The 26,279-nt window shown below is 62.3% G+C and carries 21 protein-coding genes; 11 read left to right on the top strand and 10 right to left on the bottom strand.

Annotated features, from left to right (window positions below; genetic code table 11):
* Window positions 1-8: 8 nt before the first annotated feature.
* The 10 genes from AO353_RS09520 to tagH all read right to left on the bottom strand — a co-directional run bounded on the left by AO353_RS09520 (window position 9) and on the right by tagH (window position 14,502).
* Window positions 9-1,205 (bottom strand): ABC transporter permease, encoded by a 1,197-nt coding sequence (locus tag AO353_RS09520; protein WP_054594696.1) that lies wholly within the window; start codon window positions 1,203-1,205, stop codon window positions 9-11.
* Window positions 1,205-1,921 carry an ABC transporter ATP-binding protein gene (locus AO353_RS09525; protein ID WP_054594697.1) on the bottom strand — a complete coding sequence of 239 codons (717 nt, stop codon included), beginning with the start codon at window positions 1,919-1,921 and terminating at the stop codon, window positions 1,205-1,207. The genes AO353_RS09520 and AO353_RS09525 overlap by 1 nt, the downstream gene beginning before the upstream one ends.
* A complete protein-coding gene (locus AO353_RS09530; protein ID WP_054594698.1) occupies window positions 1,921-4,965 on the bottom strand; it encodes a serine/threonine-protein kinase in 3,045 nt (1,014 codons plus the stop codon). The genes AO353_RS09525 and AO353_RS09530 overlap by 1 nt, the downstream gene beginning before the upstream one ends.
* Window positions 4,962-5,693, bottom strand: a complete 732-nt coding sequence (locus AO353_RS09535) for a PP2C family protein-serine/threonine phosphatase (protein ID WP_054594699.1) — start codon at window positions 5,691-5,693, stop codon at window positions 4,962-4,964. The genes AO353_RS09530 and AO353_RS09535 overlap by 4 nt, the downstream gene beginning before the upstream one ends.
* Complete coding sequence (gene tagF / locus AO353_RS09540) at window positions 5,694-6,347, bottom strand: type VI secretion system-associated protein TagF (protein WP_054594700.1); 654 nt, start codon at window positions 6,345-6,347, stop codon at window positions 5,694-5,696.
* Window positions 6,344-9,844: a type VI secretion system membrane subunit TssM gene (gene tssM / locus AO353_RS09545; RefSeq protein WP_054594701.1), complete on the bottom strand. Its 3,501-nt coding sequence runs from the start codon at window positions 9,842-9,844 to the stop codon at window positions 6,344-6,346. The genes tagF and tssM overlap by 4 nt, the downstream gene beginning before the upstream one ends.
* A complete protein-coding gene (locus AO353_RS09550) occupies window positions 9,841-11,139 on the bottom strand; it encodes a DotU family type VI secretion system protein (protein WP_054594702.1) in 1,299 nt (432 codons plus the stop codon). Before AO353_RS09550 ends, tssM begins: the two co-directional genes overlap by 4 nt.
* 6 nt (window positions 11,140-11,145) lie before the next feature.
* The gene (gene tssK / locus AO353_RS09555) at window positions 11,146-12,480 is read right to left on the bottom strand and encodes a type VI secretion system baseplate subunit TssK (protein WP_054594703.1); all 1,335 of its coding nucleotides are present in this window, start codon (window positions 12,478-12,480) and stop codon (window positions 11,146-11,148) included.
* Between the two features lie 15 nt (window positions 12,481-12,495).
* Window positions 12,496-13,008, bottom strand: a complete 513-nt coding sequence (tssJ, locus tag AO353_RS09560) for a type VI secretion system lipoprotein TssJ (RefSeq protein WP_054594704.1) — start codon at window positions 13,006-13,008, stop codon at window positions 12,496-12,498.
* Window positions 13,009-13,080: 72 nt separating this feature from the next.
* Complete coding sequence (gene tagH / locus AO353_RS09565) at window positions 13,081-14,502, bottom strand: type VI secretion system-associated FHA domain protein TagH (RefSeq protein WP_054594705.1); 1,422 nt, start codon at window positions 14,500-14,502, stop codon at window positions 13,081-13,083.
* 404 nt (window positions 14,503-14,906) lie between these two features.
* Between tagH and tssA the strand changes: the two genes are divergently transcribed.
* The 11 genes from tssA (at window position 14,907) to tssH (ending at window position 26,196) form a co-directional block, all read left to right on the top strand.
* The gene (gene tssA / locus AO353_RS09570) at window positions 14,907-15,932 is read left to right on the top strand and encodes a type VI secretion system protein TssA (RefSeq protein WP_054594706.1); all 1,026 of its coding nucleotides are present in this window, start codon (window positions 14,907-14,909) and stop codon (window positions 15,930-15,932) included.
* 80 nt (window positions 15,933-16,012) lie between these two features.
* Window positions 16,013-16,522, top strand: a complete 510-nt coding sequence (gene tssB / locus AO353_RS09575; RefSeq protein WP_007894500.1) for a type VI secretion system contractile sheath small subunit — start codon at window positions 16,013-16,015, stop codon at window positions 16,520-16,522.
* Window positions 16,523-16,537: 15 nt separating this feature from the next.
* Window positions 16,538-18,031, top strand: a complete 1,494-nt coding sequence (gene tssC / locus AO353_RS09580) for a type VI secretion system contractile sheath large subunit (RefSeq protein WP_054598202.1) — start codon at window positions 16,538-16,540, stop codon at window positions 18,029-18,031.
* Between the two features lie 141 nt (window positions 18,032-18,172).
* Window positions 18,173-18,661: an Hcp family type VI secretion system effector gene (locus AO353_RS09585; RefSeq protein WP_054594707.1), complete on the top strand. Its 489-nt coding sequence runs from the start codon at window positions 18,173-18,175 to the stop codon at window positions 18,659-18,661.
* Between the two features lie 82 nt (window positions 18,662-18,743).
* Window positions 18,744-19,202 (top strand): type VI secretion system amidase effector protein Tae4, encoded by a 459-nt coding sequence (locus AO353_RS09590; RefSeq protein WP_054594708.1) that lies wholly within the window; start codon window positions 18,744-18,746, stop codon window positions 19,200-19,202.
* Window positions 19,203-19,240: 38 nt separating this feature from the next.
* Window positions 19,241-19,639 (top strand): hypothetical protein, encoded by a 399-nt coding sequence (locus AO353_RS09595; protein ID WP_237142970.1) that lies wholly within the window; start codon window positions 19,241-19,243, stop codon window positions 19,637-19,639.
* An 88-nt stretch (window positions 19,640-19,727) separates the two neighbouring features.
* Entirely contained in the window at window positions 19,728-20,147 is a 420-nt protein-coding gene (locus tag AO353_RS09600; protein ID WP_237142971.1) for a hypothetical protein, read from the top strand.
* Window positions 20,141-20,653 (top strand): type VI secretion system baseplate subunit TssE, encoded by a 513-nt coding sequence (gene tssE / locus AO353_RS09605; protein ID WP_054594710.1) that lies wholly within the window; start codon window positions 20,141-20,143, stop codon window positions 20,651-20,653. The genes AO353_RS09600 and tssE overlap by 7 nt, the downstream gene beginning before the upstream one ends.
* Window positions 20,650-22,509 (top strand): type VI secretion system baseplate subunit TssF, encoded by a 1,860-nt coding sequence (gene tssF, locus AO353_RS09610; protein WP_054594711.1) that lies wholly within the window; start codon window positions 20,650-20,652, stop codon window positions 22,507-22,509. Before tssE ends, tssF begins: the two co-directional genes overlap by 4 nt.
* On the top strand, window positions 22,473-23,525 hold the full coding sequence (gene tssG / locus AO353_RS09615) for a type VI secretion system baseplate subunit TssG (RefSeq protein ID WP_054594712.1): 1,053 nt from the start codon (window positions 22,473-22,475) through the stop codon (window positions 23,523-23,525). The genes tssF and tssG overlap by 37 nt, the downstream gene beginning before the upstream one ends.
* Entirely contained in the window at window positions 23,518-26,196 is a 2,679-nt protein-coding gene (gene tssH / locus AO353_RS09620; RefSeq protein ID WP_054594713.1) for a type VI secretion system ATPase TssH, read from the top strand. The genes tssG and tssH overlap by 8 nt, the downstream gene beginning before the upstream one ends.
* The last annotated feature ends 83 nt before the right edge of the window (window positions 26,197-26,279 follow it).

A 26,279-nucleotide genomic window follows, 5' to 3' on the forward strand; every position in this document is an offset into this window, starting at 1 on the left:
CCAGTAACTTATACATCTCGGATTCCTTCAAACGCCTGGATACGCGCCACTCGCCAGCCACCACACGCCGCTGCCACAGCGCTGACGCCGAGCACGGCGACGATGGCAAACGCGTAGTGACGCGCCAGCAGATGGCTGGCGTACTCGCCTGGCATCTGCACAAATAGATGGTTCAGGCCCGATTGCGCCAGGCCATACAGCCCGACACTCAATAGGGCGGCAAGGCCGGCGCTGTACAGCGCCTGCAACACCACAAACAAAAGCAACGCCGCCGTGGAAAACCCCAGTAGGCGCAACACCGACAAGTCTCGGCGTTTGCGCTCGACCGCCGCCAACGCGCCGGCAAAAATCGCCGCGAACGCTCCCGCCAAGGCCAATCCGGCGATGATCCAGAACACGATCGACAGGTTGCGGCTCAGCGATTGCACTTGGGCGATGGTCTGGGCCTGGGTCGAGACCAGCAGGTTCTGCGCAGCAAAGTACTGGCGCAGCGGCTCGACATCCTTGAGGCTGCGGGCGTACAGGCGAAACGCCGGATATACCCGCTGCTCCGACACGCCCACCGCATCGCCTGGCCAACCGAACGCCGGCACGGCGCGGCCGTCCCGGTAATCTTCAGCCGCTTCCAGTAACGTCAAGGGCGCGAACAATCCGTCCCGGGCGAAGGCTTCCAGCGGCAGAACCTGCAGCACCTGGACGCGAGTGCGTTGCGCTTCGCCACGACCGGCCACCTGCCGGCCGACACTGGCCACCAGCCAATCACCGGCCTTGGCCCCGAGCTTTTCCGCGGCGGTCTGGCTGAGCAGTACCTGATCCAGCCCTTGGGGCACCGGAAGACTGCCGAGCAAGGGGTCGTTGGCGGCGGTGGGGATCATTTCGACGGTCACCGTCGCGGCGCCAGCGGTCAGATCCGCCGTCGCGGCAATCTGTCGGGTGCGCGGCAAGGCGAAAGCCACGTCACTGCGCTGGCTCAACTGTGCGATAAACGTGGCACTGAACCGGCCGCCACCCAGGGGGATGATTTCCCGGGTGGCCGGGTCGTTTTCCAAGCGTTCGGTCAAACTGCTGACCAGGCCGAATTTCAAGCCGAACAGCACCAGCAGCGGCGCGACCACCGCCACCAACGCCAATACCGAACAGGCCGACAGCCACACATCGTTGCGGTAATCCTGCCAGGCCAGGGAAGCCACTAGCGTGTTGCGCATCAGCTGGCCTCCCCGAGGGTGGCGGTGACACCGCCATCGACGTCGCGACGACAACTGATGCGCCGCACCTGCAAGCCGCTGGCGCGTGCCAGCGACTCGTCGTGGGTGGCGACAACGCAGCACACGCCGTGTTCGCGGGCCTGGGTCACCAGCAACTGCATCACTCGCGCAGCGTTCAGCGGATCGAGGGCGGCGGTCGGTTCATCGGCCAGCAGCAGACGCGGCCCATGGGCCAGGGCGCGGGCGCAACTCACCCGCTGCCGTTGGCCGACGGACAAGTCACCCGGTTTTTTGCCCAGTTGATCGGCGATATCCAGCGCCCCGGCCAGACGATCCACGCTGCCGTCGTCTTTCAAACCGAGCAGTTTGCGCGACAGGTCGATGTTGCCGCGCACGTCCAGAAAATCCAGCAGGCCACCGGTTTGCAGTACATAGCCCAAGTGCCGGCTACGCAGGTCCGCCAAGGCGCTTTGCGCATCTGCGCGCCACAGCCCGCTGATGTCTGTCTTGGTGTGGCCGGGCGCAAAATCAAACTGCCCGGCCTGATCCGGAGCCAGCACCAGCGCCAGCAAATCCAGCAATGTGCTTTTGCCGCAACCGCTGGGACCAACCACCGCCAGTTGTTCACCGGCACGCAGTTGCAGCCGTGGAATCACCAGGCTGTAGCGCTGGCTGCCGGCGCCCCGGCTCTTGTGCACCGCGCTCATGTTCAGCATCACGGCAGCGTCGACAACGGAACGCGGTACAAGGCATCACCCGGCTCGGCATCGCCGAAACGCACCCAGTTGGCCAAGTCGTTATGGAAGGTTTCATAGAGGCGGATTTTCGAATCCAGCTCGTCGATAAAGTCTTCCTGCTCGGCCACGCTCAGGGAAAGCCACAAGTCCTGGGTCATGCTCAACGACTTGCTGCGGTAGGGCAGCCCTTCCAGGTACTCACCCAGAACCCCGCCATCGGCCAGGTTGCCGCCCTTGCGCAAGGCCGAAGGATCGCGGCTCATGTAGGCACTGGCACTGGCGATTTCCTGGAAGAAATTCTTCGGCGAGGTCTGGGTCTTGCGGGCGGCATCGACGATCACTTTCAGCGATTGCTGCAAGTCGTTGAGCTGCAATTTGGTCAGCATCACGCACACCTGGAACGCCGGCAGTGCCGAGTTGGTCAGGTCGCGGTCGGCGGTCCAGGCGCTGACCAGTTGTGGCGCCTGACTGGCGGCTTTACGCCCCAGGAAGTCCATGTGCATCGCGTAGCCGACGGCTGCCGATTTGTCGGTCAGGCTCGGCGCGGCGCTCAGCAGCGGCACGGTTTGCGGCTTGTTGCTGCGCACCTGATGCACCAGGTCGGCAAACACCGAACCGATCTCGTCCACCCGCTCACCCAACTTGCGCACATCGGCGCCCGGTACCGGAATGTACAGGTCGCCGATCTGCGGGTTGGCGTCGGCGGTCAGGGTGCGATATTGGCTTTGCGCACCGGCGTGGGTTTTCTTGCCAGCGTCGCTGAGCAAGTGCAAGGCGTAGATTTTGATCTGCTTGCCTAGCGCAGCCTGACGCACTTCGGCCTCGTTCATTTGTGTGGAGGCATACGGGTCGTTCTTGCGCAGGGCACCTGCATCGGTGACCAACAGAATCAAGCGCCCACCATAACCGGACCAATCCATGCCCTCGACCGCTTCCATCACACCGGCAAACGCATCTTCGTTGAACGAATGGCTCGAGACCGTGGTCGCCTTGACCTGCCGCGCCATGTCCATGAAGCGCTGTGGGTCGCGCCCCTGTTCCAGGGTGATCAAGGTTTTAGCGACGTATTCCAGACCCGGTGTTTTCTTGATGCTGTTGCGAAACCCCACCAGGCCGAAGCTGACGCTGTCCTGCTCGCCGCGCTCGGCGATGCGGGTTTGCAGCTGGTGCACGACCTCGCGCACCTGATCGATATAGGGCTGCATGGACACAGTGGTATCGACCACCAATACCACGGCGGTGCGGAATGCGTCGGCGTTGGCGGTAGTGATTGGCGTGTTGCTGGCGGCAGCCTTCGGAGCGCTACCGGGGTCGATGGACGCCACGTTCAGCAACTGCACCGGCTGGCCGTTCTCATCGAAGCTCTCGCGCGAATCGAAGATCGGCAACAGGTAAAACTGGTTCTGCGGCACCGCGCTCGCGGCCGGTTCCAGGGCCAACACGCGTTGATTGTCTTCGTGGTTTTGCTGGCTCTTGAGCAGCAGGTTTTTTGCCGCTGACGGGTCGACCAGCAGCTTCTCCACGTCGCCGGCCTGACGCAGAAACATCACCGGCGCACGGCCGGAGCGTTCGGTGAACTTGAGCACCAGGCTTTGCTTCCAGTCGCTGACCTGCGCGGCCGGTAACCAGCCGTCACTGCGCCCGTCAGTCGCCGCGCCGACACGCAGCCAAGGGCTGCCATCAACCTCTTTGCGCTGATAGACGTAAAGCACGGAAAACGCCGGCAAGGCCTTGCCAGGCGCCGCCCCCGCTTCGCTGGCGAGCGTCGCACCCGGCTTGCTGAGCACCCGCTGGAACAAGGTTTTTTTGCCGGCCATCAGCAGCGGACGCTGACCGCCATCAACCTCCATCGTCGCCACGGCGGGCGGCGTATTGACCTGGGGTGTAGAGGTCGGCGGCGCGGAAACCAGCGGCGGCTTCACGTCGGCATCGACTTTAGCTTCGCGGCCCAGCCACCAATAACCCACGCCGCCCAAGGCCAGCGCCACGGCCACCGCGACGGCAGCGAGTGCGAACATCGAGCCCTTTCGCGGCTCCGAGATCGAGGACTGCGGCGTCGGCTTCACGGTTGGCGCAGTTGGCGTGGGGCGGGGTTGCGGCTGCACAGGGCCGCTGGGTATGTCGATAGACACCGGCGTCAATCCCGCCAGGTCATCGCCGGTCGACTTCAGCGACGTCGGAATCGGCAACGGGCGGATCGTGGTTGCTTCAACCGATTCCCCGGGCAGATTATCCAGCGCCCGCAATAGCGCCGCCGCATCCGGGAAACGGTCGGCTGGATCCTTGGCCAACAGCTGGCGCAGCACCTCTTGATAACGACCGTGGTGCACCGGCAGCTCCGGCAAGGGTTCGGTCAAATGTGCCAAGGCCGTGGAGAGTGCATCGTTGCCGGTGTAAGGCAGTTTGCCGACGAGGATTTCGTAGAGCACCACGCCCAGGGCATAAAGGTCGGCCCGGCCGTCAATGTCCTGGCCGCGCGCCTGTTCCGGGCTCATGTAGCTGGGCGTGCCGACGGCGAAACCGGCCTGGGTGAACTGAGTGCGGTCATCCAGGGACTTGGCGATGCCGAAGTCCGAGAGCACCGCCGTGCCATCGGCACGGAACAGAATGTTCGCTGGTTTGACGTCACGATGAACCAGCCCCAGCCCATGGGCATAGCCCAGGGCCGAGGCGATCTGGCGGATGTAGATCAGACCCTGCTCCGGCGTCAGGCCGGCGGCGATACGCTCCTTGAGCGTGCCGTTGGGCAGGTATTCCATGGCCATGTAATACAGCTCACCGACATTGCCGATGTCATGGATGGTGACCGTATGCGGGTGAGACAGGCGCGCCAGGGTTTTGCCTTCTCGCAGGAAGCGCTCGCAGAAGCTCGGGTCGGCCGCCAGCGCGGCGGCCATGATTTTCAATGCCACCTTGCGCTCCAGCGAGCGCTGGGTCGCCAGGTAAACGCTGGCCATGGCGCCTTCGCCGATCTCACCGTCGATGTCGTAGCCCGGGATCAGAATGTTCACCGTGGGGTTCATGAAGGCACCTTCACGACGATGACGGTGATGTTGTCCGGAGCGCCGCGCATCAGGCCCAGGGACACCAGGCTGCTGGCGATTTCCCCGGGCTCGTCGTGGTTCAGTACCTCGGCGATCTCATGGTCCTCGACGGTCTTGTTCAGCCCGTCGCTGCACAACAGGTAACTGTCGCCGGGCATCAACAGCAGCTCAACCATCGCCAAGTCCAGTTGCGCATCGACCCCGATGGCGCGGGTGACGATATTGGCCCGTGGATGCACGCGGGCCTCGGCTTCGCTGAGCAAGCCGCTGTCCTGCAAATCCTGAACGTAACTGTGGTCCCGCGAGATGCCTTCGAGCAGGCCGTCACGCAGGCGATACAAGCGGCTATCGCCCGCCCACAGACACACCCCGCGCAAGTCACGCGTCGCCAGCAACACCACAGTGCTGCCCATCATGGTCACGCCACGGTTGGCGGTTTCTTCGCGCACGGCAGCGTTGACCCGCAGCAGGTCGTTTTTCAGCGCTGCGGAGTATTCGTCCAGCGATCGGCCCACGGCAATGCTGCGCACGCTGTCGACGATCAGACTGCTGACGTAGTCGCCCGCCGCATGCCCGCCCATGCCATCGGCGACCACCCACAGGCCGTTTTCCGGCAGGTCCAGGCAAGCGTCTTCATTCACCTGGCGGACCATACCGACATGGCTCTTGCTTGCAGACTTGAACGTCTTTCCAGCGCTTGGACGCATCTACACAACACCTTCTTGGCCGAGCAAAAATTGCGCAAAATCGGCGGCGACAGGCAGTCCCTGACACCGCAATAAAGCGGGGGCGATACGCTCCGAACCCTGGCCCCACCACAGACTGGCGCCTTCGCAGGCTTGTTCGGCAAGCGCAGTCATTCGCGCCTTTGGGTCGGTGGCATCAAAGCGATGCAGGCCGGCAAAACGACTGCTTGGCGTGCGTGGCAGGCACGCCGGACTGCCCAGCGTCGTAAGGCCTGCACCGAAGGCTTCGAAGCTTGCCTCCACGCTCAACGTGCTCAACAGCAATTGCTCAACCTGTTCAAACCAGACATCCGAACTGCCCACCACCGACGCTGGGTCAGCGTCGTGATCCAGCAGCACCGCGACGGTCAGCGGAAAATACCGGCCCACTCGATCGATGCTCGGCATCACCACGCCAACGGCGGCCTGCGGCCCACATACACCGGCCCCGACCATAAAGCGCCACAGCGGACTGACCAGATAGGCGTCCAGCCAACGGTCCCCGAGGCTGGTCTGGCTGGCGAGCAGACCCGCCGCCAGCCACGAATCCCAGGGGCCGATAAAACTCTGCGGCAAGCCACGGCTGACAAAGTCCCCGCGACTGGCCAACTTTCCATAGAAACCCGGAGTGGTCATAACCGCTCCGGCAGGCTGAAACCACTAAGCACACGGCTCTTGAACGGGTTGAAGGCGCTGTTGGCCCGCAGCTCGTAAGAGGCGCTGGCGCCGTCGACCCGCAGCCGCAGATTGAAGCGATCCGGCGAGTTGCCGGCGGTCAGGTCTGATTGCTCCAACAGACGGAACCAGGCCCAGGGGCCATCCAGGGTGATGCCGGACCGACCACTGGCCGAGGGCGGCATGATCGAGATCCGCACCACGCCGATGCTGCCGGCGTTGGGCCATTGCATGGCGGTCGGACGGCTCGGGCCGTGGTCGTAGCTCAATTGCTGGCCATCGAGGTCAAGTAAAAACTGGGTGATGCTGGCGTCCATCGCCACGGGTTTGAGTTCGAAGCGCACCATCGGCTGGGTGCCGCCGGAACGGAAAAATGCATCCCGGATGGTCGCTGCCCGCTGGAAGGTTTGCAGCACGCCCGGGGCGATGCCGAGCTTCTGCGCGGCGCCCGGTTGCCAGCGCCAGGCCTGGGTCGAGGTATCCACATACGGCTGCAGGTACTTGCGGAAGTAGTTGTCCATCACCCCGCCCACGCCGAAGAACTGGCCGAAGTCGTCGAGAGTCGCGTCTCGCGCACTGCCTGGCGACATCGGATAACGCCCGGCCAGGGATTGGCGATAGACGTTCAGCACTTCGCTGGTCCAGGCCGCATTCAGTTGATTGCGTACCCCGCCCATCATGGTGTTGGTGGTGGAGTTGACCACCGACTTGACCAGCCCTTGCACCAACGCCGGTTGACGCTCGGCGTTGAGGCTGACCCGTGTCGCGGCCGCTGCGGCCTGGTTCTTGGCTTCGCCAAGCAAGGCGTCGCCGCTGGCGCCGACCATGGCGCTGACCTGCACATACAACGCATTCATGTCGGCCAGCAGGCCGTCGATGACCGCCGGCTCGCCTTCGTTTTTGCTGACGATGCTGTTGAGTTCAGCAAAATGCGCGGTGATGGGATCTTCGCTGGACACCGGTGCGTTTTGCGTCGCCTGCTCATGTCCGAGCAAGGTGCCCAGGCGCTCCTTGAGCTTGTCGACCCCGCCGTCCACCGGCGCACCCTTGGCGGCCAGCAGGCGTTCTTCCTGTTGCAGATCGGTTTCCTTCGCCACCGCCACCAGCAGTTTTTTCAACGGCGAGGTCGGGCCGGAAATCACCCTCAGCACATCGGCGGCCTGGGCTACGCTGGTGATCGGCACGAAGTCGATATCAGCCAGCAAGGCGTCCCACTGGCGCTGGTAATCCTGGAAATACAGGCGACGCACGTCGGCGGCCAGGCTGGCGACGTTCTGCTGTTCTGCCTGGTCGCGACCGAGCACCCACTGCTCCTCAGCCAGGGTGCCGGTCTGGTTCAGGCTGGTGAGCAAAAACCCTTGGCGATAACCCTTGGCGGTGAAGAAGCCGCTCAAGGGTTCGCCCAACGGCTTGCCGCTCTTGCGGCTGAACACCAGCGCCGCATCGCGCCCGGCCGCTTCGCTGATACGAAAGTCCGGGATGCCGTCCGGCAGTTTCTGCCGCTTGACCCGGTCGTAGACACGCTGGGCCACCGGCAGTTGTTGCAGTTGCCGACGCAGGTCGTCGATCAGGCGCGGGTCCAGACGTGCAGTGGGCGGATGGCGCTCGAACAGGGCCTGCAAGTGCTCCGCCAGGGCCATACGCTGCTCGGACGGCAAGTCGCGCGGCAGATTGCGGTCCCAGTCCAGGGCGATCCACGCTTTGATGAAGTCGGCATCGTAATGCTCGCTGTCGGCGAGCATCAGGTAGGCCTTCAAACCTTCATAAAGGAAGTCCGAATTGCCGCCGCCATGCAGTTGCTCTTCGATGCGCGTGAGCAAGCGTGGCGCAAAGACCGCGATCAACAGCTTGCGATAGACGCTGCCGGACTCGGCTTCAAGCATGTCGCCCTGATACAGGCCCAGGCCTTCGGCCCAGCTCGGTGCGTCGCCGGCCAGGTGCTTCACCGCGTTGAGCAACGGCAATACGGCGAGCACGTCCCGCTGGGCCGGGCTGAGGTTTTGCACGGTCTGGCCCAGGGGCACGACTTTCTGATCGACTTGCGCGATATACGCCTGGTTGGCGCGGTAGCTGACCACCCACAAGGTCCCGACCACCAGCACCAGGGCCACCGTCGAGGCCAGCACACCCCGAGTGATCCACTTGCGCCGACGTTCGACTTTCGGGTTCACCCCCACCAGCCCACGCTCGGCAAAAGCCACGGCGCTGAAGAGCTTTTCGATGAAGTAACTGCGCCCGGTGCCGTTCTGGCGCGCCAGATGTTGGCGGTCCAGGTTCATGCTCTGGGCCATGGAGCCGATCAGCCGGTCAATCGGGCTGCCTTCCTGGGTACCGCTGGTGAAATACACCCCGCGCAACAGCACCCGCTCTTCAAAGGCGTTGGGTTTGAATACGCCCTCAAGGAAGCTTTGCAGGCAATCCTTCAACGCGCCGAACTGTTGCGCGAAGCCGTAGATCAACTCGCGCCGCGCCGGGTCGCGTTCCTGTTGCAAACGCTCCACTAAACGATCGTTGAGGCGCTGTTCCAGGCCGGCGAATTCGCTTTGCAGATGGGCCAGCGGGCTGTCATTGCTTTTACCGTCATCCAGGGCAAAGGTCATACCCCAGACCTGGGTCCGCTCTTCCTTGCTCAGGGTATCGAAATACTCCATGAACCCCGGCACCAGATCGAGTTTGGTCAGCATCAGGTAGATCGGAAAACGCACGCCCAGTTGGGTGTACAACTCCTGGATACGCAGGCGGATCGCGGCGGCATGAGCGGCGCGCTCGGCGTCGCTGCCCAGCAGCAGATCGGAAAGGCTGATGGCGATAAACGCGCCGTCGATCGGACGACGGGCCCGCTGCTTTTTCAACAGGCCGAGAAAGCCCAGCCACGCAGCTTTATCCACCGTCGCATCACTGTCCTGGGTGGTATAGCGCCCGGCGGTGTCGAGCAGTACGGCCTGATCGGTAAACCACCAATCGCAATTGCGCGTGCCACCGACGCCGCGTACCGCCCCGGCGCCCAACTGCGCCGCCAACGGGAAATGCAGCCCGGAATTGACCAGCGCAGTGGTCTTGCCCGAACCCGGCGGGCCGATGATCACGTACCAAGGGAGTTCGTAGAGATTGCGACGCTCATCACCGCCCAGCTTGGCTTTCTTCAACAGCGCCAAGGCTTCGTCCATGCGCTGGCGCAGGGTTTCGAGCTCTTGCGCGGTGGCGATGCTGGTCGGGTCGGGTGGGGTTTGCGCTGCCAGGCTGCGCATGACTTCGGCGGCCTGACGGCGGGCCTGAATGATGCGAAACACCCGGTAGGCGATCCACACCGAGAACACCAGAATGATCAGCGCCCAGCGCCGGCCTTCGGGCACCAGGAATTCGAGCAGCGGCCCGATAAACCAGATGATCAGGCTCAGGGCTATCAGCCCCAGCAACGGAATGACCCAGCGGACGATAAAACTCAAAAACGCCTTCACTCGACCCCCTCCGCCAATACTGTGATTTCGACCCGACGATTGCGTGCGCGGCCCTCTGTCGTAGCGTTCGAGGCCAGCGGCTCGGTGTCGCTGCGGCCTTCGGCGCTGAAGCGCTCGGGCTGGCCGGTCTTGGCCGAAAGGATTTGCAGCACCGAAGTGGCCCGTGCCTCGGACAAGGCCCAGTTCGATGGAAACCGCAGGGTGGCAATCGGGCGATTGTCACTGTGCCCCGTCACCCGGACCTGGCCCTTGACCATGCGAATGGCCTCGGCGATGCGCAGCATCAGTGGCTGGAAATTGTCGACGATGCTGGCGCTGCCCGAAGCGAACAGCTCATCGCCACGGATGGTCACCACGGAACGATCAACGGCATCTTCCACAGCCACCCGACCGGCCTTGATTTCATCGGCAAGGAAGCCCGCCAGACGGGGGCGCTCGATCAGTTTCGGTTGCACCACCGGGCGGTCGATCGCCTGCACCGGGATCTCGCCCAGGGCATGGATATTTTTAAACACCGGCTCGGCATCGGCGGCCAGTTTCAAGCGCAGGCCGAACAGCAGTGCCAGCAGCAATGCCACGCCGATGGCCACGGCGATCCATGGCGGCATGAATTGCGCCAGCCGGTCGCGGGCCACGGCGACGCCGCGCCAATGGGGCGACAGTTCACGCTCATAGTCGCCACGGGCGCTGCGGATGACCGCACTGGTGCGTTCACGCAAGGCCTCCAGTTGGCTGCGACCGTCGTTGATGACCCGATAACGCCCTTCGAAACCCAGACACATGCACAGGTACAACAGCTCCAGCAGATACAAACGTTCGCGGGGGCTTTGCAGGCAATGCTCCAAGAGCTGGAACACCTTCTCGCCGCCCTTGGCTTCGTTATGCACGGTGATCAGCAAACTTTGCTTGCCCCAGTCGCTGCTGCCGCCCCACGGCGTACTCAACACCGCTTCATCCAGCGCAGTACACAGGGCGTAACGGGCCAGCAACACATCGTTGCGCACCACACCGGCGGCCTCGGCGCGTTCCTCGAACTGGCGCAGGTAGGCCAGTAATTGCGCCCGCAGGCTCGCCGGCGCCGGGTGGGCAATGGTGTTGCGCAAGCGGCTCATCAAAGCCAGCAGCGGGCCCGCGGCGCTCTCCAGAGGGTTGAGACCTTCCGCTTTACCGGTCAACACCGGCGCGGCCGGCATCGAAAGCGGCGCGGACTGGGCGCGACCAGGATCCGGGCGGGCCGGGTCGGCGCCACGGCCTCCGGGTGTCGGCATGAACTGGGTACGATCGTCGTTGTTCATTGCGGTTTATCCTCGGATCGCCCAGAAAGCCAGGTCCAGCCCCGGGAATTGCCCCGCGATGTAGAACGCAAATCCTCCGGAGTTGGCCAGTTGCTGCCAATGCTCGCTGCCCCGGTCGAGTTCGTAATAGGTGGAGCCTGCGTGATACGGGATCTGCCGTGGCGCCACCGGCAGCGGCAGCAGGCCGATGCCCGGCAATTGCAGGTTGACCAGGTTGCGGATGTGCTCCACCGAGCCGACCTTGCTCTGTTGGCCGAAGTGGCTGCGCAGGGTCTCGGCAGGCACGTCGGCGCGCACCACCAGGATGAAACTGGCGCTGTCGAGCAGGGCCTTGTCAGCCAGCATTGCCACATGAATGCCGTAGGCTTTTTCGACGATCGGAATCGGCGTGGCCTTACTGTCGATCAGCATCGACAGCGCCTCGCGCAGGGCTTGCATCACCGGCGCAAAACTCAGCGCCAGGTTGTCGTGCTGGTACTGCGGGTTTTCCTGCGGTCGCCGCCCGGAAGCGGTAAAGGTCGAAAACTCACCGGCCAGGCTCACCAACTCGCTGTAGAACCGCTCGGGGTGCAACGGGCTCAACTGGCTCAAATGCTGGATCAACGGCTGAGCGCGGTTGACCAGTTGCAGCAGCATGAAGTCGGCAATTTCCGAGGCACCGCCGGCACCGGAAGCGACCACCCGCCCGGCGAGGGCTTCGCCGCGTTGATGAAGCAGGCCCAGCAGTTCGCTGCGAAACGCGGCCAGGGGTTTGGAGGCGGATACATCCATCAGCGGTGGGATGTAAGTGTCGTCGAGCACCAGGGCGCGGTCGGCGCGCTTCTCTTTGATTCGCACCAGGCCGATGGCGGCGTAGTCGCTGATGCCATCCTCGGCAATCAACAATCGCAGCGCCCTGGAAGCCACTGCCACCGGCGCACGGTTTTCAAACGGCGCGTTGTCGTCCCGTACTTCGCGCACCTGGCTCACGTAGCGCGCAGCGCCCGGGGTTTCGCCTTCATCAACGGTGTCACGCGCTCCGGCACGCTTGAGCGGCAAGGCCAGGTACACCAGGCCATCGCGCAGGTCGGCATCGACATTCAGCGGGCTCGGCGCCAGGTCATCCTGAGGAATGTTGAATGGCGTGCCGTCCGGCAACAGGCCCCGCGCCGAGATGATTGCCAGTTTGCCCTGGGCCAACAGACCCTGATCAATCAGCAATTCGGAAAAACCCCAGGCGCCGGCCGACAACGGGCGGCTTCGGGCGTCGATGAGGTTTTCCAGATAACGGTCATGCTGCTGGAAGTGCTGCGTTCCAATGAACATGCCTTCCGACCAGACCACGCGATTGTTCCAGGACATGGGGGCTCCGATTGCTTATTGGGCAGGGCTGGATGGGGGAACAACGACGGCGCTGCGCACGGCGCGCACATCGAGGCTGATCTGGTATTCGGTGTATTGGCGCGGCGGGACATTCAACACCGTGCGCCACTGCGCCTGATCCAGTTCGCGATACCCCACCAGCACACCGATGTGGCGGGTGGCTGGGTCGAGGTCGCGTTGCAAGCTCAATTGCTGGCCGGGCTCGACCAGCACTTCGTCCTGGTCGAGCAGATCAGCGCCGAGCGTCGCCTGGGCCCGTTCAGCCAGGGCGAAATAATCGGAACGGCCGAAGGTGGCGGCATTTTTCAATTCGAAAATGCGCACCCGGACCGGGGCCGGCTGGCCGGTGCTACCGGGGTTGAGCCCGGCGATGGCGTGGAAGTGCAACTCGACGGCGGCGGTGTCGGCCTCGGCCTCAGCCACTTCGGGCTGGGGTTTGGCCGTATCCTTCGCACACGCGGTCAGCAGAAGCGCGGTGGCAACTGCGAGTAAAAACCTGTGAATCATCCTGCGTCCTCAATGACGTTTCAGCTATCCATTGTTCCGTTCGTTGCTATGTATCGCGTTATGAGTCGGTGCTCAGCCGCGGCGCGGCCTTGTACTGTGCTCTTCGTAGGCACGGCTGAATTCCCGACCGAACAGGTCCTGGAAATCCTCTTGGGCCTCGCGGGAAATCTTGCTGTAGAGCTCGGTGAACTGCTGCCAGTACTGGGCCTGTCGCGAGCCATTGAAAAGGCTCGACAGGCCACCGGGCTTGCCCATGCGCTCTTCCAGTTGCGCCGGCTCGAAGCGCGCCAGCAGATGCTTGATCGCTGCTTCCACACCGGCCATCACCGCCAATTGGTGGGCACGCAAGTCGTCGAAGCTATCGCGCACCGCCAGGTCCGGCGCCATGAACGCCTGACTGCTGTGGCGCAGCAGCAACAGCATGGCTTCATCGACGTTGGGAGCGAATTTCAGCGGGTTGTTTTCCACGGGTTGAATCATCGTCTGCTGAATGCGGAACTCGCCCTTGAGGCTACTGCGGGCGCGCAAGACATCGATCAGGCCTTCGACCATCAGTCGATAACTGCGGCCGATGCTTTCCATCTGCGCTTCGGCCTGGGCCTTGTCCAGGCGCAACTGATCCAGACCTGCGCCGCGCAGGAAGGCTTGCAACAGGTCGGGTTGAGCATTGTCGGCCGGGCTGACCGGATTGACCTCGCGTTCGACGATGGCCACGGGCGGTTCATGCAGGGGTGCCGGCGCGATCGGTGTGCTGATTTGAGGCGCGGGTGACGGCGTAACCTCTGCAACAGGCAAGGGGGCGACAGGCAGCGGGGCAACCGTAACCGGCGCAGACTTATCGCTGAACAGGTCCCAATCTTCCGGAATCACCGAGGCCGACGCCAACGGTACAGGCACCGCCACGGGCGCTGGGTTGGGAATCGGGGTCGGTGGGCGGAAGTCATGCTGCTCGGCCGGGACATGGTCGGGCTGGGTGGCAGGCGGGACGCTGGTCGGGGACAGGAAGTCGAAAAGGTCCGACACTGTGTCCATGGCCGACCCGCCCTGGAAATGTGCGGGCGGTGTTATGGGCAACGACGTCGGCGTATTCGCAGCAGCGCCCTGGTGCCCCATCAGGGCCTCGAAGCTGTTGGACGAATCGGCAAAGGGGTTGCTGTCAGTCACCGGCAGACTGAAATCAATGCGCACCTGGATGTCATAATCACCGATACGGATAACTTCGCCATCCTGCAACGGCTCGCTGTTTCCCTTACGCAGACGAATGCCGGCCTTGACCAATTCCACACCATTAGTGCTGTTATCGGTTAAATAGTAGCGGCCATCTTTGTATTGAATAACGCAATGTTTGCCGGAAATAAGGCGCTGAGGGTCAGGCAATACCCAGTCATTATCAGAATTGCGGCCAATTGCCATCATGCCCCGGTCCATGGATTTTTCAGAGCACTGACCTGGGGTAATCTTGTGATAACTAGTGATAGTCAAACACAGCGACATCTTGCCTCCTTGCTGAACACTTTGCGCGCAGGCGAGTGAGGGCCTACGCCCGAGTGACTCTCGCCGACATACCTTGCAAACAACGTCGAAAACGCCTTTCAACCAGCATGATTGCTGATCTTAACCGGCTTGCGTGACAAAAAACCTGCATAAGTGCCCGCCTCGACCCACCGGTCGCGCGGGTTGTTAAGCACCTCACATCTGTCGCACAGGATAATAGCTTACCTTGACAAGGCATAAGTACTACACCAAAAATGCGCAAGTTCTTGAATATGAGCGACGGTACTTCAAGATCATTGCCCCTCAAAAGAGCAATTACCGTCAAGGAAACATGTGAAGTTCCATCGCGAACTCGCGTGTGAAATGCCCGACTCTGTCAGCGGGCGATAGGGAGATCAAATTCAGTGGAAGTACCTTCGCTGCTCGCCGCCGTTTCCGAGACTTCGCCTTGCGGTGAAGATCTGGAATATGACCAGGCATTTTTGCGCCTGGAACGCGACTCCCGCGGCCAGCCCGAGCGCAGCATGGGCGATTCGATATTGCCTGCCGAACCCCCTGAATGGAGCAGCATCCAGCAGCAAAGCCTGGAGTTGTTGCAACGCAGTAAAGACCTGCGTATCACCCATTTCCTTTTGCAAAGCTCCCTTGCCCTCGAAGGCGTCACGGGCCTGGCCCGCGTCCTGACGCTGATCGGCGAATTACTCAAGCAATACTGGGCCGACCTGCATCCGCGACTGGATGCCGATGACGACAACGATCCTACCGTGCGCATCAATGCCCTTGCCGGTCTGACGTCGGACACCACCATCCGCCTGCTGCGCGAAAGCATCCTGGCCCGCTCGCGTACCTTTGGCCCTGTCAGCCTGCGCGCCGCCGCCAATGCCAGCGGCCTGCAAAGCTTCCCTGACGAAAGCCTCGGCTCCGAGCAGCTCGCCGGGGCGTTCCTCGGCAGCGATCCCGAGCAACTGGAAATCACCCGCGCTGCCTTGCACGAGGCTCGCAATGCCGCCGAGACCATTGAGCAACAGGTTAGCGAATACGTCGGTTCCGCCCAGGGCGTTGACCTTGGCCCGCTGAAACAGCCGATCAAAATGGCCCTGCAGATCCTCAGTCAGTTCGCCCCCCAGAGCGGCGACGGCCCCCTGCCCGATGCCATTAGCGACGACAGCGCCGCGCCAGTTGAATACGCCACCGCACCGAGCGCACCGCGCAGTACCGGCACTGGCGAAATCAACAACCGCGACGACGTACTGCGCAGCCTGGACCGGATTCTTGCGTACTACACGCGTCAAGAGCCTTCCAGCCCGCTGCCGGTGCTGCTGAACCGGGCAAAGAATCTGGTGCACGCCGACTTTGCGGCCATCGTGCGCAATTTGATTCCCGACGGCATGAGCCAATTTGAAAACCTGCGCGGACCAGACAGCGAATAAAAGCGAAAGGATCACGCAGTCACGTCACCGGTACCACCGATGACGCCAACACCGTCGCTTGAGCGACCAGGAGCAGCAACGTGGCGAAGCAAAGTTCTCAGAAATTCATCGCGCGCAACCGCGCGCCTCGAGTGCAGATCGAGTACGACGTCGAGCTCTACGGCGCCGAAAAAAAGGTCCAGTTGCCCTTCGTAATGGGCGTTATGGCTGACCTTGCCGGCAAGCCGGCCGAGCCCCTGGCCCCTGTTGCCGATCGCAAGTTCCTTGAAGTGGACGTCGACAACTTCGACTCGCGCCTCAAGGCCATGCAGCCACGCGTCGCGTTCCACGTGCCCAACGAGCTGACCGGCGAAGGCAACCTGAGCCTGGACATCACCTTTGAAAGCATGGACGACTTCAGCCCCGCCGCCGTGGCGCGCAAGGTCGACTCGCTGAACAAGCTACTCGAAGCGCGCACCCAACTGGCCAACCTGCTGACCTACATGGACGGCAAGACTGGCGCCGAAGAAATCATCATGAAGGCCATCAAGGACCCGGCGCTGCTCCAGGCACTTGCCAGTGCGCCGAAGCCAGCCGAGCCTCAGGCTTAATCAGGACGAATGATCATGACCGATTCAGTACGTGCAGACGCTCAGACACTGGGCACCACCGAAGAAGCCAGCGAGTTCGCCTCCCTGCTGCTGCAAGAATTCAAACCCAAGACCGACCGCGCTCGCGAAGCCGTCGAGACCGCCGTGCGCACCCTGGCCGAACAGGCCCTGGCGCAGACCGACCTGGTGTCCAACGACGCGATCAAGTCGATCGAGTCGATCATTGCCGCCATCGACGCCAAGCTCACCGCCCAGGTGAATCAGGTCATCCATCACCCGGACTTCCAACAGCTGGAAAGCGCCTGGCGTGGCCTGCACTACCTGGTCAACAACACCGAGAGCGACGAGCAGCTCAAGATCCGCGTGCTCAACATCTCCAAGACCGACCTGCACAAGACCCTGAAGAAATTCAAGGGCACTGCGTGGGACCAGAGCCCGATCTTCAAGAAGATGTACGAGGAAGAATACGGCCAGTTCGGTGGCGAACCTTACGGTTGCCTCGTGGGCGATTACTACTTCGACCAGTCGCCGCCGGATGTCGAGTTGCTGGGCGAATTGTCGAAAGTCTGCGCCGCCATGCACTCGCCGTTCATCGCAGCCGCCTCGCCGACCGTGATGGGCATGGGCTCGTGGCAAGAACTGTCGAACCCGCGCGACCTGACCAAGATCTTCACCACCCCGGAATACGCCGGCTGGCGCTCGCTGCGTGAATCGGAAGACTCGCGCTATATCGGCCTGACCATGCCGCGCTTCCTGGCGCGCCTGCCCTACGGCGCCAAGACCGATCCGGTGGAAGCCTTCGCCTTCGAAGAAAACACCGACGGCGCCGACAGCTCCAAGTACACCTGGGCCAACGCCGCTTACGCGATGGCGGTGAACATCAACCGCTCGTTCAAACACTTCGGCTGGTGCTCGCGCATTCGTGGCGTGGAATCTGGCGGCGAAGTGGAAAACCTGCCGGCCCACACCTTCCCGACCGATGACGGCGGCGTAGACATGAAGTGCCCGACCGAAATCGCCATTTCTGACCGCCGTGAAGCGGAACTGGCGAAGAACGGTTTCATGCCGCTGCTGCACAAGAAAAACACCGACTTCGCCGCGTTCATCGGCGCCCAGTCGTTGCAGAAACCGGCTGAATACGACGACCCGGATGCCACCGCCAACGCCAACCTGGCCGCGCGCCTGCCCTACCTGTTTGCCACCTGCCGTTTCGCCCATTACTTGAAGTGCATCGTGCGCGACAAGATTGGTTCCTTCAAAGAGAAGGACGAAATGCAGCGTTGGTTGCAGGACTGGATCCTCAACTACGTCGACGGTGACCCAGCGCACTCCACCGAAACCACCAAGGCCCAGCACCCATTGGCTGCGGCCGAAGTGATCGTCGAGGACGTGGAAGGCAACCCGGGGTACTACACCTCCAAGTTCTTCCTGCGTCCGCACTATCAGCTCGAAGGTCTGACCGTGTCGCTGCGCCTGGTATCCAAACTGCCTTCGGCCAAGGGTGCGTAACACCGCCCTTGATGTGATCGTTCCCACGCTCTGCGTGGGAATGCCGCCCAGGACGCAGAGCTTCACCCGATGCGTTACCACGCAGAGCGTGGGAACGATCAGCAAAAACACAATGTGGTAGAGACCACACAGGGAGAAAACATGGCTGTTGATATTTTCATCAAGATCGGCGACATCAAGGGCGAGTCCATGGACAAGGCCCACAAGGACGAAATCGACGTCTTGAACTGGAGCTGGGGCATGTCCCAGTCCGGCAATATGCACACGGGTGGTGGCGGCGGTGCGGGCAAGGTGAATGTCCAAGACCTGTCGCTGACCAAGTATGTCGACAAGGCCTCGCCGAACCTGATGATGCACTGCGCCGCCGGCAAGCACATCGACAAGGTCAAACTGACCGTGCGCAAGGCCGGCGGCGAAAGCCAGGTCGAGTACATGATCATCAACCTGGAAGAAGTGCTGATCACTTCCCTGAGCACCGGCGGCTCGGGTAGCGATGATCGCCTGACCGAAAACGTCACCCTGAACTTCGCCAAAGTGCTGGTGGACTACCAACCGCAGAAAGCCGACGGCACCAAAGACGGCGGCCCGATCAAGTTTGGCTGGAACATCCGTCAGAACGTCAAGGCGTAATCGAAGATGCCCCCGTCGCTATGCGTCGGGGGCAGTTTGGTGCTTGCTCGAATCCAATCCTTCCCCATCCGGTGTTTGAGTCATGGCCAAGCCTTCGTTTATTAATTTGTGGAAAGCGTATTCCGACCTTCTGGTTACGCATCCCGACGCAAAGCCTTGCGATGGTCCGTGGGCCAACCAGTGCGCTATCCGTATGAGCATGACGCTCAATGCGGAGCTGACCATCAAGGTCAACAAATCTACCTATACCGAACCCAAATGTGCGCATGAACATGCCAGGGGTGCCGAGTCGCTGGCGAACTGGTTGTGGAAGCACCATCTGGGGCGGCCACTGATTCTCGGTGGAAGTGCCGAAGAACGCCGCAAGTTGCAAGACAAGACCGGGCTCATCTTCTTTAAGGATTGTTTTCAGCAGACAGGAGAGTCATCGGACAATCGCACCGGCGACCATATCGACCTGTGGAATCGCGGCCTGACCATCGGCCGGTATAGCGACCCTTCCTACCGATCCCGAGCCATCTGGTTCTGGGAGCTGACATGATCAGGTCTAGCCGAAACGCAGTAGCCCTGTGTTGCGTAATGTCGAGTGTATCCGCGTGCGCCGACCAGCAAGCGCCATCTGCTGCCGCGGATCAGGTAGTCACCCTGGGCGCACAACAGCTGACACTGGAGAACGAGCAGCAGCGCTGCGTATTGCGTAAACCGGATCAGAGCGTGCTGCCGCTCGAAATGCCATGGCCTTGCCAATTTGCGGTCGACCGCCAAGGCAAGCCGCACGTCGAGTCCTTCAACAATGTGCCGATTGCCATCGTGCTGCACATAAGCGTTGACCCTGCGAACAGCCGCGACTGTCGGTCCGAGTACCGCGCCGTACGCCAGATCAAAGGTCAGCTCGAACCTTCGGCGGTTTCTCGCAGTGCCAGTTGCCTGCGTGGCGCAGGGGACCAGAAAGACTACACAGCGCTTTTCACTTGGTAAGCGACTTCACATGCAATCACTCACGACTCTGCGCATCGCGCAAAACAGGTTGGGCTTTGGGGTTGAAATGATCAAACGAACCCTGTTGATGCTGCTGTCCGGCTGCCTGCCGTTGAGCCTCAATGCCTGGGCCGGACAGCAATCAATTGCTGCACCCAGCAATCAAGTCATTGTCGCCGGACAAACATTGACTCTGGAAAACCACGATCAGCAATGTGCGTTACGCAAACAGGACCAAAGCTTCTTGAAACTAGACATGCCATGGCCTTGTTTTCTGAGTGTCGACCGCAAGGGCCAGCCACGGGTCGAAATCTTCAACAATGCCCAAATCATCATCGTGGAGCACTCCACGCCCGAGCCCCCTCCGAGCCGTGATTGTGACGCTCGGTATCAGGCCATCCGCCAAATCAAAGGCCAGCCCATGGAAGTGTCGAAAGTCGCTCGTAGTGCTGGCTGCATGACCGGCGGCATGGACCAGAAAAATTTCGTGGCGCATTTCTCGTGGTAACCGAAATCGCCACCCGCGATCGCCTGCAACCGTCCCTGCTGGATCGGTTGACCGACGACGACCCGAGCAATCTCAAGGAAAGCGCCGACAAGCGCGTGCTATCCCTGAGCCAACTGAAAGCCTCGGTGCTGCGTGATCTGGCGTGGCTGCTCAACACCACTTCATTGCTCGGCGCCGATGCGACGTTGCACACCCCGGCCGGTACTTCGGTGATCAATTTCGGGTTGCCAGCCCTGGCCGGCAACAGTGCGTCGAACGTCGATATCGCGGCGCTTGAAGCGCTGATCCACCAGGCCATCGCCACGTTCGAGCCGCGGATTCTGCGCCATACCCTGCGCGTGCGGGCCCGGGCATCCGCCGAAATGAACCACAACGCCCTGAGTTTCGAGATTGAAGGCGATCTCTGGGCGCAGCCGGTGCCGCTGCGCCTGATGCTGCAAACCGACCTGGACCTGGAATCCGGCCATGTGCGGGTGGTCAACGCCGACCAGCGGAGACGCTCATGAACCCGCGCCTGCTGGAACTGTACAACCAGGAGTTGCTCCACGTGCGCGAAAGCGCGGCGGAGTTCGCCCAGGAATACCCGAAAATCGCCAGTCGGCTAACGTTGTCCGGTATGGACTGCGCCGACCCGTATGTTGAGCGCTTGCTGGAAGGGTTCGCCTACCTGACGGCGCGAGTACAGCTCAAGCTCGATGCCGAATACCCGACTTTCACCCACAATTTGCTGGAAATCGCTTACCCCCATTACCTGGCGCCGACACCGTCGATGACCGTCGTGCAACTGCAGGCCGACCCCGATGAAGGCTCGCTGAGCAGCGGCTTCCCGCTGCCCCGCGACACGGTCCTGCGTGCCGCCCTGGGTCGCGAAACCCAAACCTGCTGCGAGTACCGCACCGCCCACGCGGTGACGTTGTGGCCGCTGCAGGTCAGCCGGGCCGAGTACTTCGGCAACCCGTCCGCCGTGCTCGGGCGCCTGGCCGCCAGTGAACCCAAGGCCAAGGCCGGCCTGCGCCTGACCCTGCGTACCGGGGCCGAACTGCCATTCAACAGCCTGACCCTGGACAACCTGCCGCTGTACCTCAGCGGCGCCGACGAGCAGCCCTTTCGCCTCTATGAACAGCTGCTGGGCAACGCCTGCGCCGTCTTCGCACGTCAGCCCGGCGGCGATTGGGTAGAACGCCTGCCGCAGGATGCACTGCGTTCCGTGGGATTCGACGATACCGACGCCGCGCTGCCAGTGGTCTCGCGAGCCTTCCAGGGCTATCGCCTGTTGCAGGAATACTTCGCCCTGCCCCACCGCTTTCTGTTTGTCGACTTCACCCAGTTGAGCCGTGCGGTCAAACGCTGCGACGGCCAGGAACTGGAATTGATCGTGCTGTTCGACCGTCACGATCCGAGCCTGGAAGGCAGTGTCGGTGCCGCGCAGTTCCTGCCGTTCTGCACCCCGGCAATCAACTTGTTTCCCAAGCGCCTGGATCGCATCCATTTGTCGGAGCGGGTCCATGAACACCATGTGATCGCCGACCGCACCCGGCCGATGGATTTCGAGATTCATTCCCTGACCACCCTCACCGGCCATGGGACCGGGTCAGAACAGCCTTTTTTGCCGTTCTATACGGTACGTGATCCGTCTCGTTACGGCCGCGATCAGGCCTGGTACACGGTGCGGCGCGAACCACGTGTGCTGTCCAGCGGCCAGCGGCGCAACGGCCCGCGCTCGACCTACATCGGCAGCGAAACCTTCGTCAGCCTGGTGGACAGCCAGCAGGCACCCTATCGCCACGACCTGCGCCAACTGGGCGTAACGGCGTTATGCACCAACCGCGACCTGCCGCTGTTCATGAGCGTGGGCAATGGCAAGACCGACTTCACCCTGGCAGACAGCGCACCTGTAGCGGCGGTGCGGTGCGTGGCAGGCCCGAGCCGCCCACGCGCCAGCCATGCCCATGACGCCAAGGCCTGGCGGTTGATCAGCCAGCTTTCGCTGAACTACCTGTCCCTCAGCGAGCAAGGCCAGGGCGCCGCCGCCCTGCGCGAACTGCTGCGCCTGTACGGCGACAGCAACGATACGGCGCTGCAATTGCAGATCGAAGGCCTGCGCGAAGTCAGCAGCAAGGCCTGCACCCGACGCTTGCCAATGCCGGGCCCGATCGTGTTTGGCCGTGGCCTGGAGATCACTCTGGAATTCGATGAAAACGCGTTTCGCGGCACCGGGGTTTTCTTGCTCGGCGCAGTGTTCGAGCGCTTCCTGGCACGCTACGTGTCGATCAACAGTTTTACCGAGACGGTGATCCGTACCACCGAACGCGGCGAGATCATGCGATGGAAAGCCAAGCCCGGACGCCGTCCGACCCTGTGAGTACCCTGGAGGCGATGCACCAGGAGCCCTGGGAATATGACTTCTTCCAGGCGTTGCGGCGCATCGAGTGCGAATCGCCTGAGCTGCCGCGCCTGGGCCATTCGTTGCGCCTGGCCGATGATCCGCTGCGCCTTGGGCAACAAGCCGATTGCACCTTCGCCCCGGCGACCCTGGCCTCGGTACAGCCGGGTATCGACGGCGCGCCGGCGCGGCTGGAGCAGTTCTTTTTCGGCCTCGGCGGCCCCAACGGCCCGTTGCCGCTGCACATCACTGAGTATGTGCGCGAACGCCAGCGCAACAACGCCGACAGCACCAGCAAACGCTTCCTGGATGTGTTCCACCATCGCCTGCTGAGCCTGTTTTATCGGGCCTGGGCCGAAGCGCGACCGACGGTCAGCCATGATCGCCCGGACGATGACTATTGGTCGGCACGCCTGGCGGCACTGAGCGGCCGGGGTATGCCGAGCCTGCTCAAACAAGGGCTGATCCCCGACACGGCGAAGCTGCATTACAGCGGTCATCTGTCGGCACAAACCCGCTACCCGGACGGCCTGAAGGCCATTATCAGCGAATACTTCGGCCTGCCGGTAGAGATCGAGGAGTACGTCGGCCAATGGCTGGAGCTGCCGGAACGCAGCCGCGTGGGCGTCAGCGCCCATCAATTGGGCATGGATTTTTGCCTGGGTCGTTACGTCTGGGATCGCCAGCACAAATTCCGCATTCGCCTGGGGCCGCTCAAGCTCGATGACTACATGGGCATGCTGCCCGGCAGCCAACCTTTCAATGAGCTGGTGGCCTGGGTGGCCGAATACCTGGGCCATGAACTGGACTGGGACTTGAACCTGATCCTGGAACAGCCCGAAGTACCGGCGCTGCAACTCAATGGCCGCTTCCGTCTGGGGTTCAATACCTGGCTGGGCCGGCCCGAAACAGATGCCAAGGATTTAATACTGGCCCGGCATTACGCCGAGCAAGCCAACACCTCACAGACCTCAAGGAGCCATGAGCATGGGTGAAATCAGTCGCGCCGCGTTGTTCGGCAAGTTAAACAGCGTGGCCTACAAAGCCATCGAAGCCGCCACCGTGTTTTGCAAGTTGCGTGGCAACCCTTATGTGGAACTGGCCCACTGGTTTCATCAGTTGCTGCAATTGCAGGACTCGGACCTGCACCGCATTATCCGCCAGTTCAATATCGAACCGGCACGCCTGGCCCGAGATCTGACCGAAGCCCTGGATCGTTTGCCACGGGGCTCGACATCAATCACTGACTTGTCCTCCCATGTGGAAGAAGCCGTGGAACGTGGCTGGGTCTACGGCAGCCTGATGTTCGGCGAAAGCCAGGTGCGTACCGGTTACCTGGTGCTGGGCATCCTCAAGACCCCGAGCCTGCGCCACGGGCTGCTCGGGCTGTCGGCAGAGTTTGACAAGATCAAGGTCGAGGCCCTGAGCGAGCGGTTCGACGAATACGTCGGCGACTCGCCGGAAAATGCGCTCAGCGCCAGCGATGGTTTCAACGCAGGCAGCGTGCCCGGTGAAGCCAGCGGCGCCATGGCCCCCAGCGCCATGGGCAAGCAGGAAGCACTCAAGCGTTTTACCGTCGACCTCACCGAGCAGGCCCGCAGCGGCAAGCTTGACCCGATTGTCGGCCGTGACGAAGAGATCCGCCAGCTGGTGGACATCCTCATGCGTCGTCGGCAGAACAACCCGATTTTGACCGGTGAAGCCGGTGTCGGTAAAACCGCGGTGGTCGAAGGCTTTGCCCTGCGCATCGTCGCCGGTGACGTGCCGCCGGCGCTCAAAGACGTGGAACTGCGCAGCCTCGATGTCGGCCTGTTGCAGGCCGGCGCGAGCATGAAAGGTGAATTCGAACAGCGCCTGCGCCAGGTCATCGAAGACGTCCAGGCGTCGCCGAAACCGATCATCCTGTTTATCGACGAAGCCCACACGCTGGTAGGTGCCGGTGGCGCCGCCGGTACCGGGGATGCGGCCAACCTGCTGAAACCGGCTCTGGCCCGGGGCACGTTGCGCACCGTGGCCGCCACGACGTGGGCCGAGTACAAGAAGCACATTGAAAAAGACCCGGCCCTGACCCGTCGTTTCCAGGTGGTGCAAGTGGCCGAGCCGTCGGAAGACAAGGCCTTGCTGATGATGCGCGGCGTGGCCTCGACGATGGAAAAACACCATCAGGTGCAGATCCTCGACGAAGCTCTGGAAGCGTCGGTCAAGCTGTCTCACCGCTACATCCCGGCGCGCCAGTTGCCGGACAAATCCGTGAGCCTGTTGGACACCGCCTGCGCCCGGGTCGCCATCAGCCTGCATGCCGTGCCGGCCGAAGTGGACGACAGCCGTCGTCGCATCGAGGCGCTGGAAACCGAGCTGCAGATCATCGCCCGCGAGCACGCCATCGGCATCGTCATCGGCGCCCGCCAGAGCAACAGCGAAAACCTGCTGGCCGCCGAGCGCGAACGCCTCGCCGAACTGGAAAGTCGCTGGGCCGAAGAGAAAACCCTGGTAGACGAATTGCTCGCCACCCGCGCCACCCTGCGCGAGCGCGTCGGTGTGGTGGACAGCGAGGATGGCAGCGAGACCAGCCACGCCTTGCGCGAAAAACTGGTGGACCTGCAACAGCGTCTCAGCGCCCTGCAAGGCGAAACCCCGTTGATCCTGCCGACTGTGGATTACCAGGCCGTAGCCTCGGTGGTCGCCGACTGGACGGGCATTCCGGTGGGCCGCATGGCCCGTAACGAACTGGAAACCGTGCTCAACCTCGACCAGCACTTGAAGAAACGTATCATCGGCCAGGACCACGCCTTGCAGATGATCGCCAAGCGCATCCAGACCTCCCGCGCCGGCCTCGACAACCCGAGCAAACCGATTGGCGTGTTCATGCTCGCCGGCACCTCCGGCGTGGGCAAGACCGAAACCGCCCTGGCCCTGGCGGAAGCCATGTACGGCGGCGAGCAGAACGTCATCACCATCAACATGAGCGAATTCCAGGAAGCCCACACGGTGTCCACGCTCAAGGGCGCGCCACCGGGCTACATCGGCTATGGCGAAGGCGGCGTACTGACCGAAGCCGTGCGGCGCAAACCCTACAGCGTGGTGCTGCTGGACGAGGTGGAAAAAGCCCACCCGGACGTGCATGAGATTTTCTTCCAGGTCTTCGACAAAGGCGTGATGGAGGACGGCGAAGGTCGGGTGATCGACTTCAAGAACACCTTGATTCTGCTGACCACCAACGCTGGCACCGAGCTGATTGCCCGAGTCTGCAAAGACCCGCAAAACGTGCCCGAGCCCGAAGAAATCGCCAAAGCCCTGCGCCAGCCGCTGCTGGAGATTTTCCCGCCGGCCTTGCTGGGCCGCCTGGTGACCATTCCGTACTACCCGCTCAGCGACGAGATGCTCAAGGCCATTACCCGCCTGCAACTCAACCGCATCAAGAAGCGCGTGGAGAACACCCACAAAGTGGCGTTCGATTACGACGATGAGGTGATCAACCTGATCGTCTCCCGTTGCACCGAAACCGAAAGTGGTGGGCGGATGATCGACACCATCCTGACCAACAGCCTGCTACCGGACATGAGCCGCGAGTTCCTCACCCGCATGCTCGAAGGCAAGGCGCTGGCAGGGGTGCGAATCAGCGCCCGGGACAACGAATTGCACTACGACTTCAGCGACGCCGCATAGCCCTGGAGGAATGCGCTCAGTCTGGGAGCTGGCAAGCCAGCTCCCACATTTGATCCGGTTTCTGCTGAGAAAAGCGCTGCGGC

Origin of the sequence: Pseudomonas fluorescens (assembly GCF_001307155.1) — a bacterium.
GTDB classification, from domain to species: domain Bacteria; phylum Pseudomonadota; class Gammaproteobacteria; order Pseudomonadales; family Pseudomonadaceae; genus Aquipseudomonas; species Aquipseudomonas helvetica.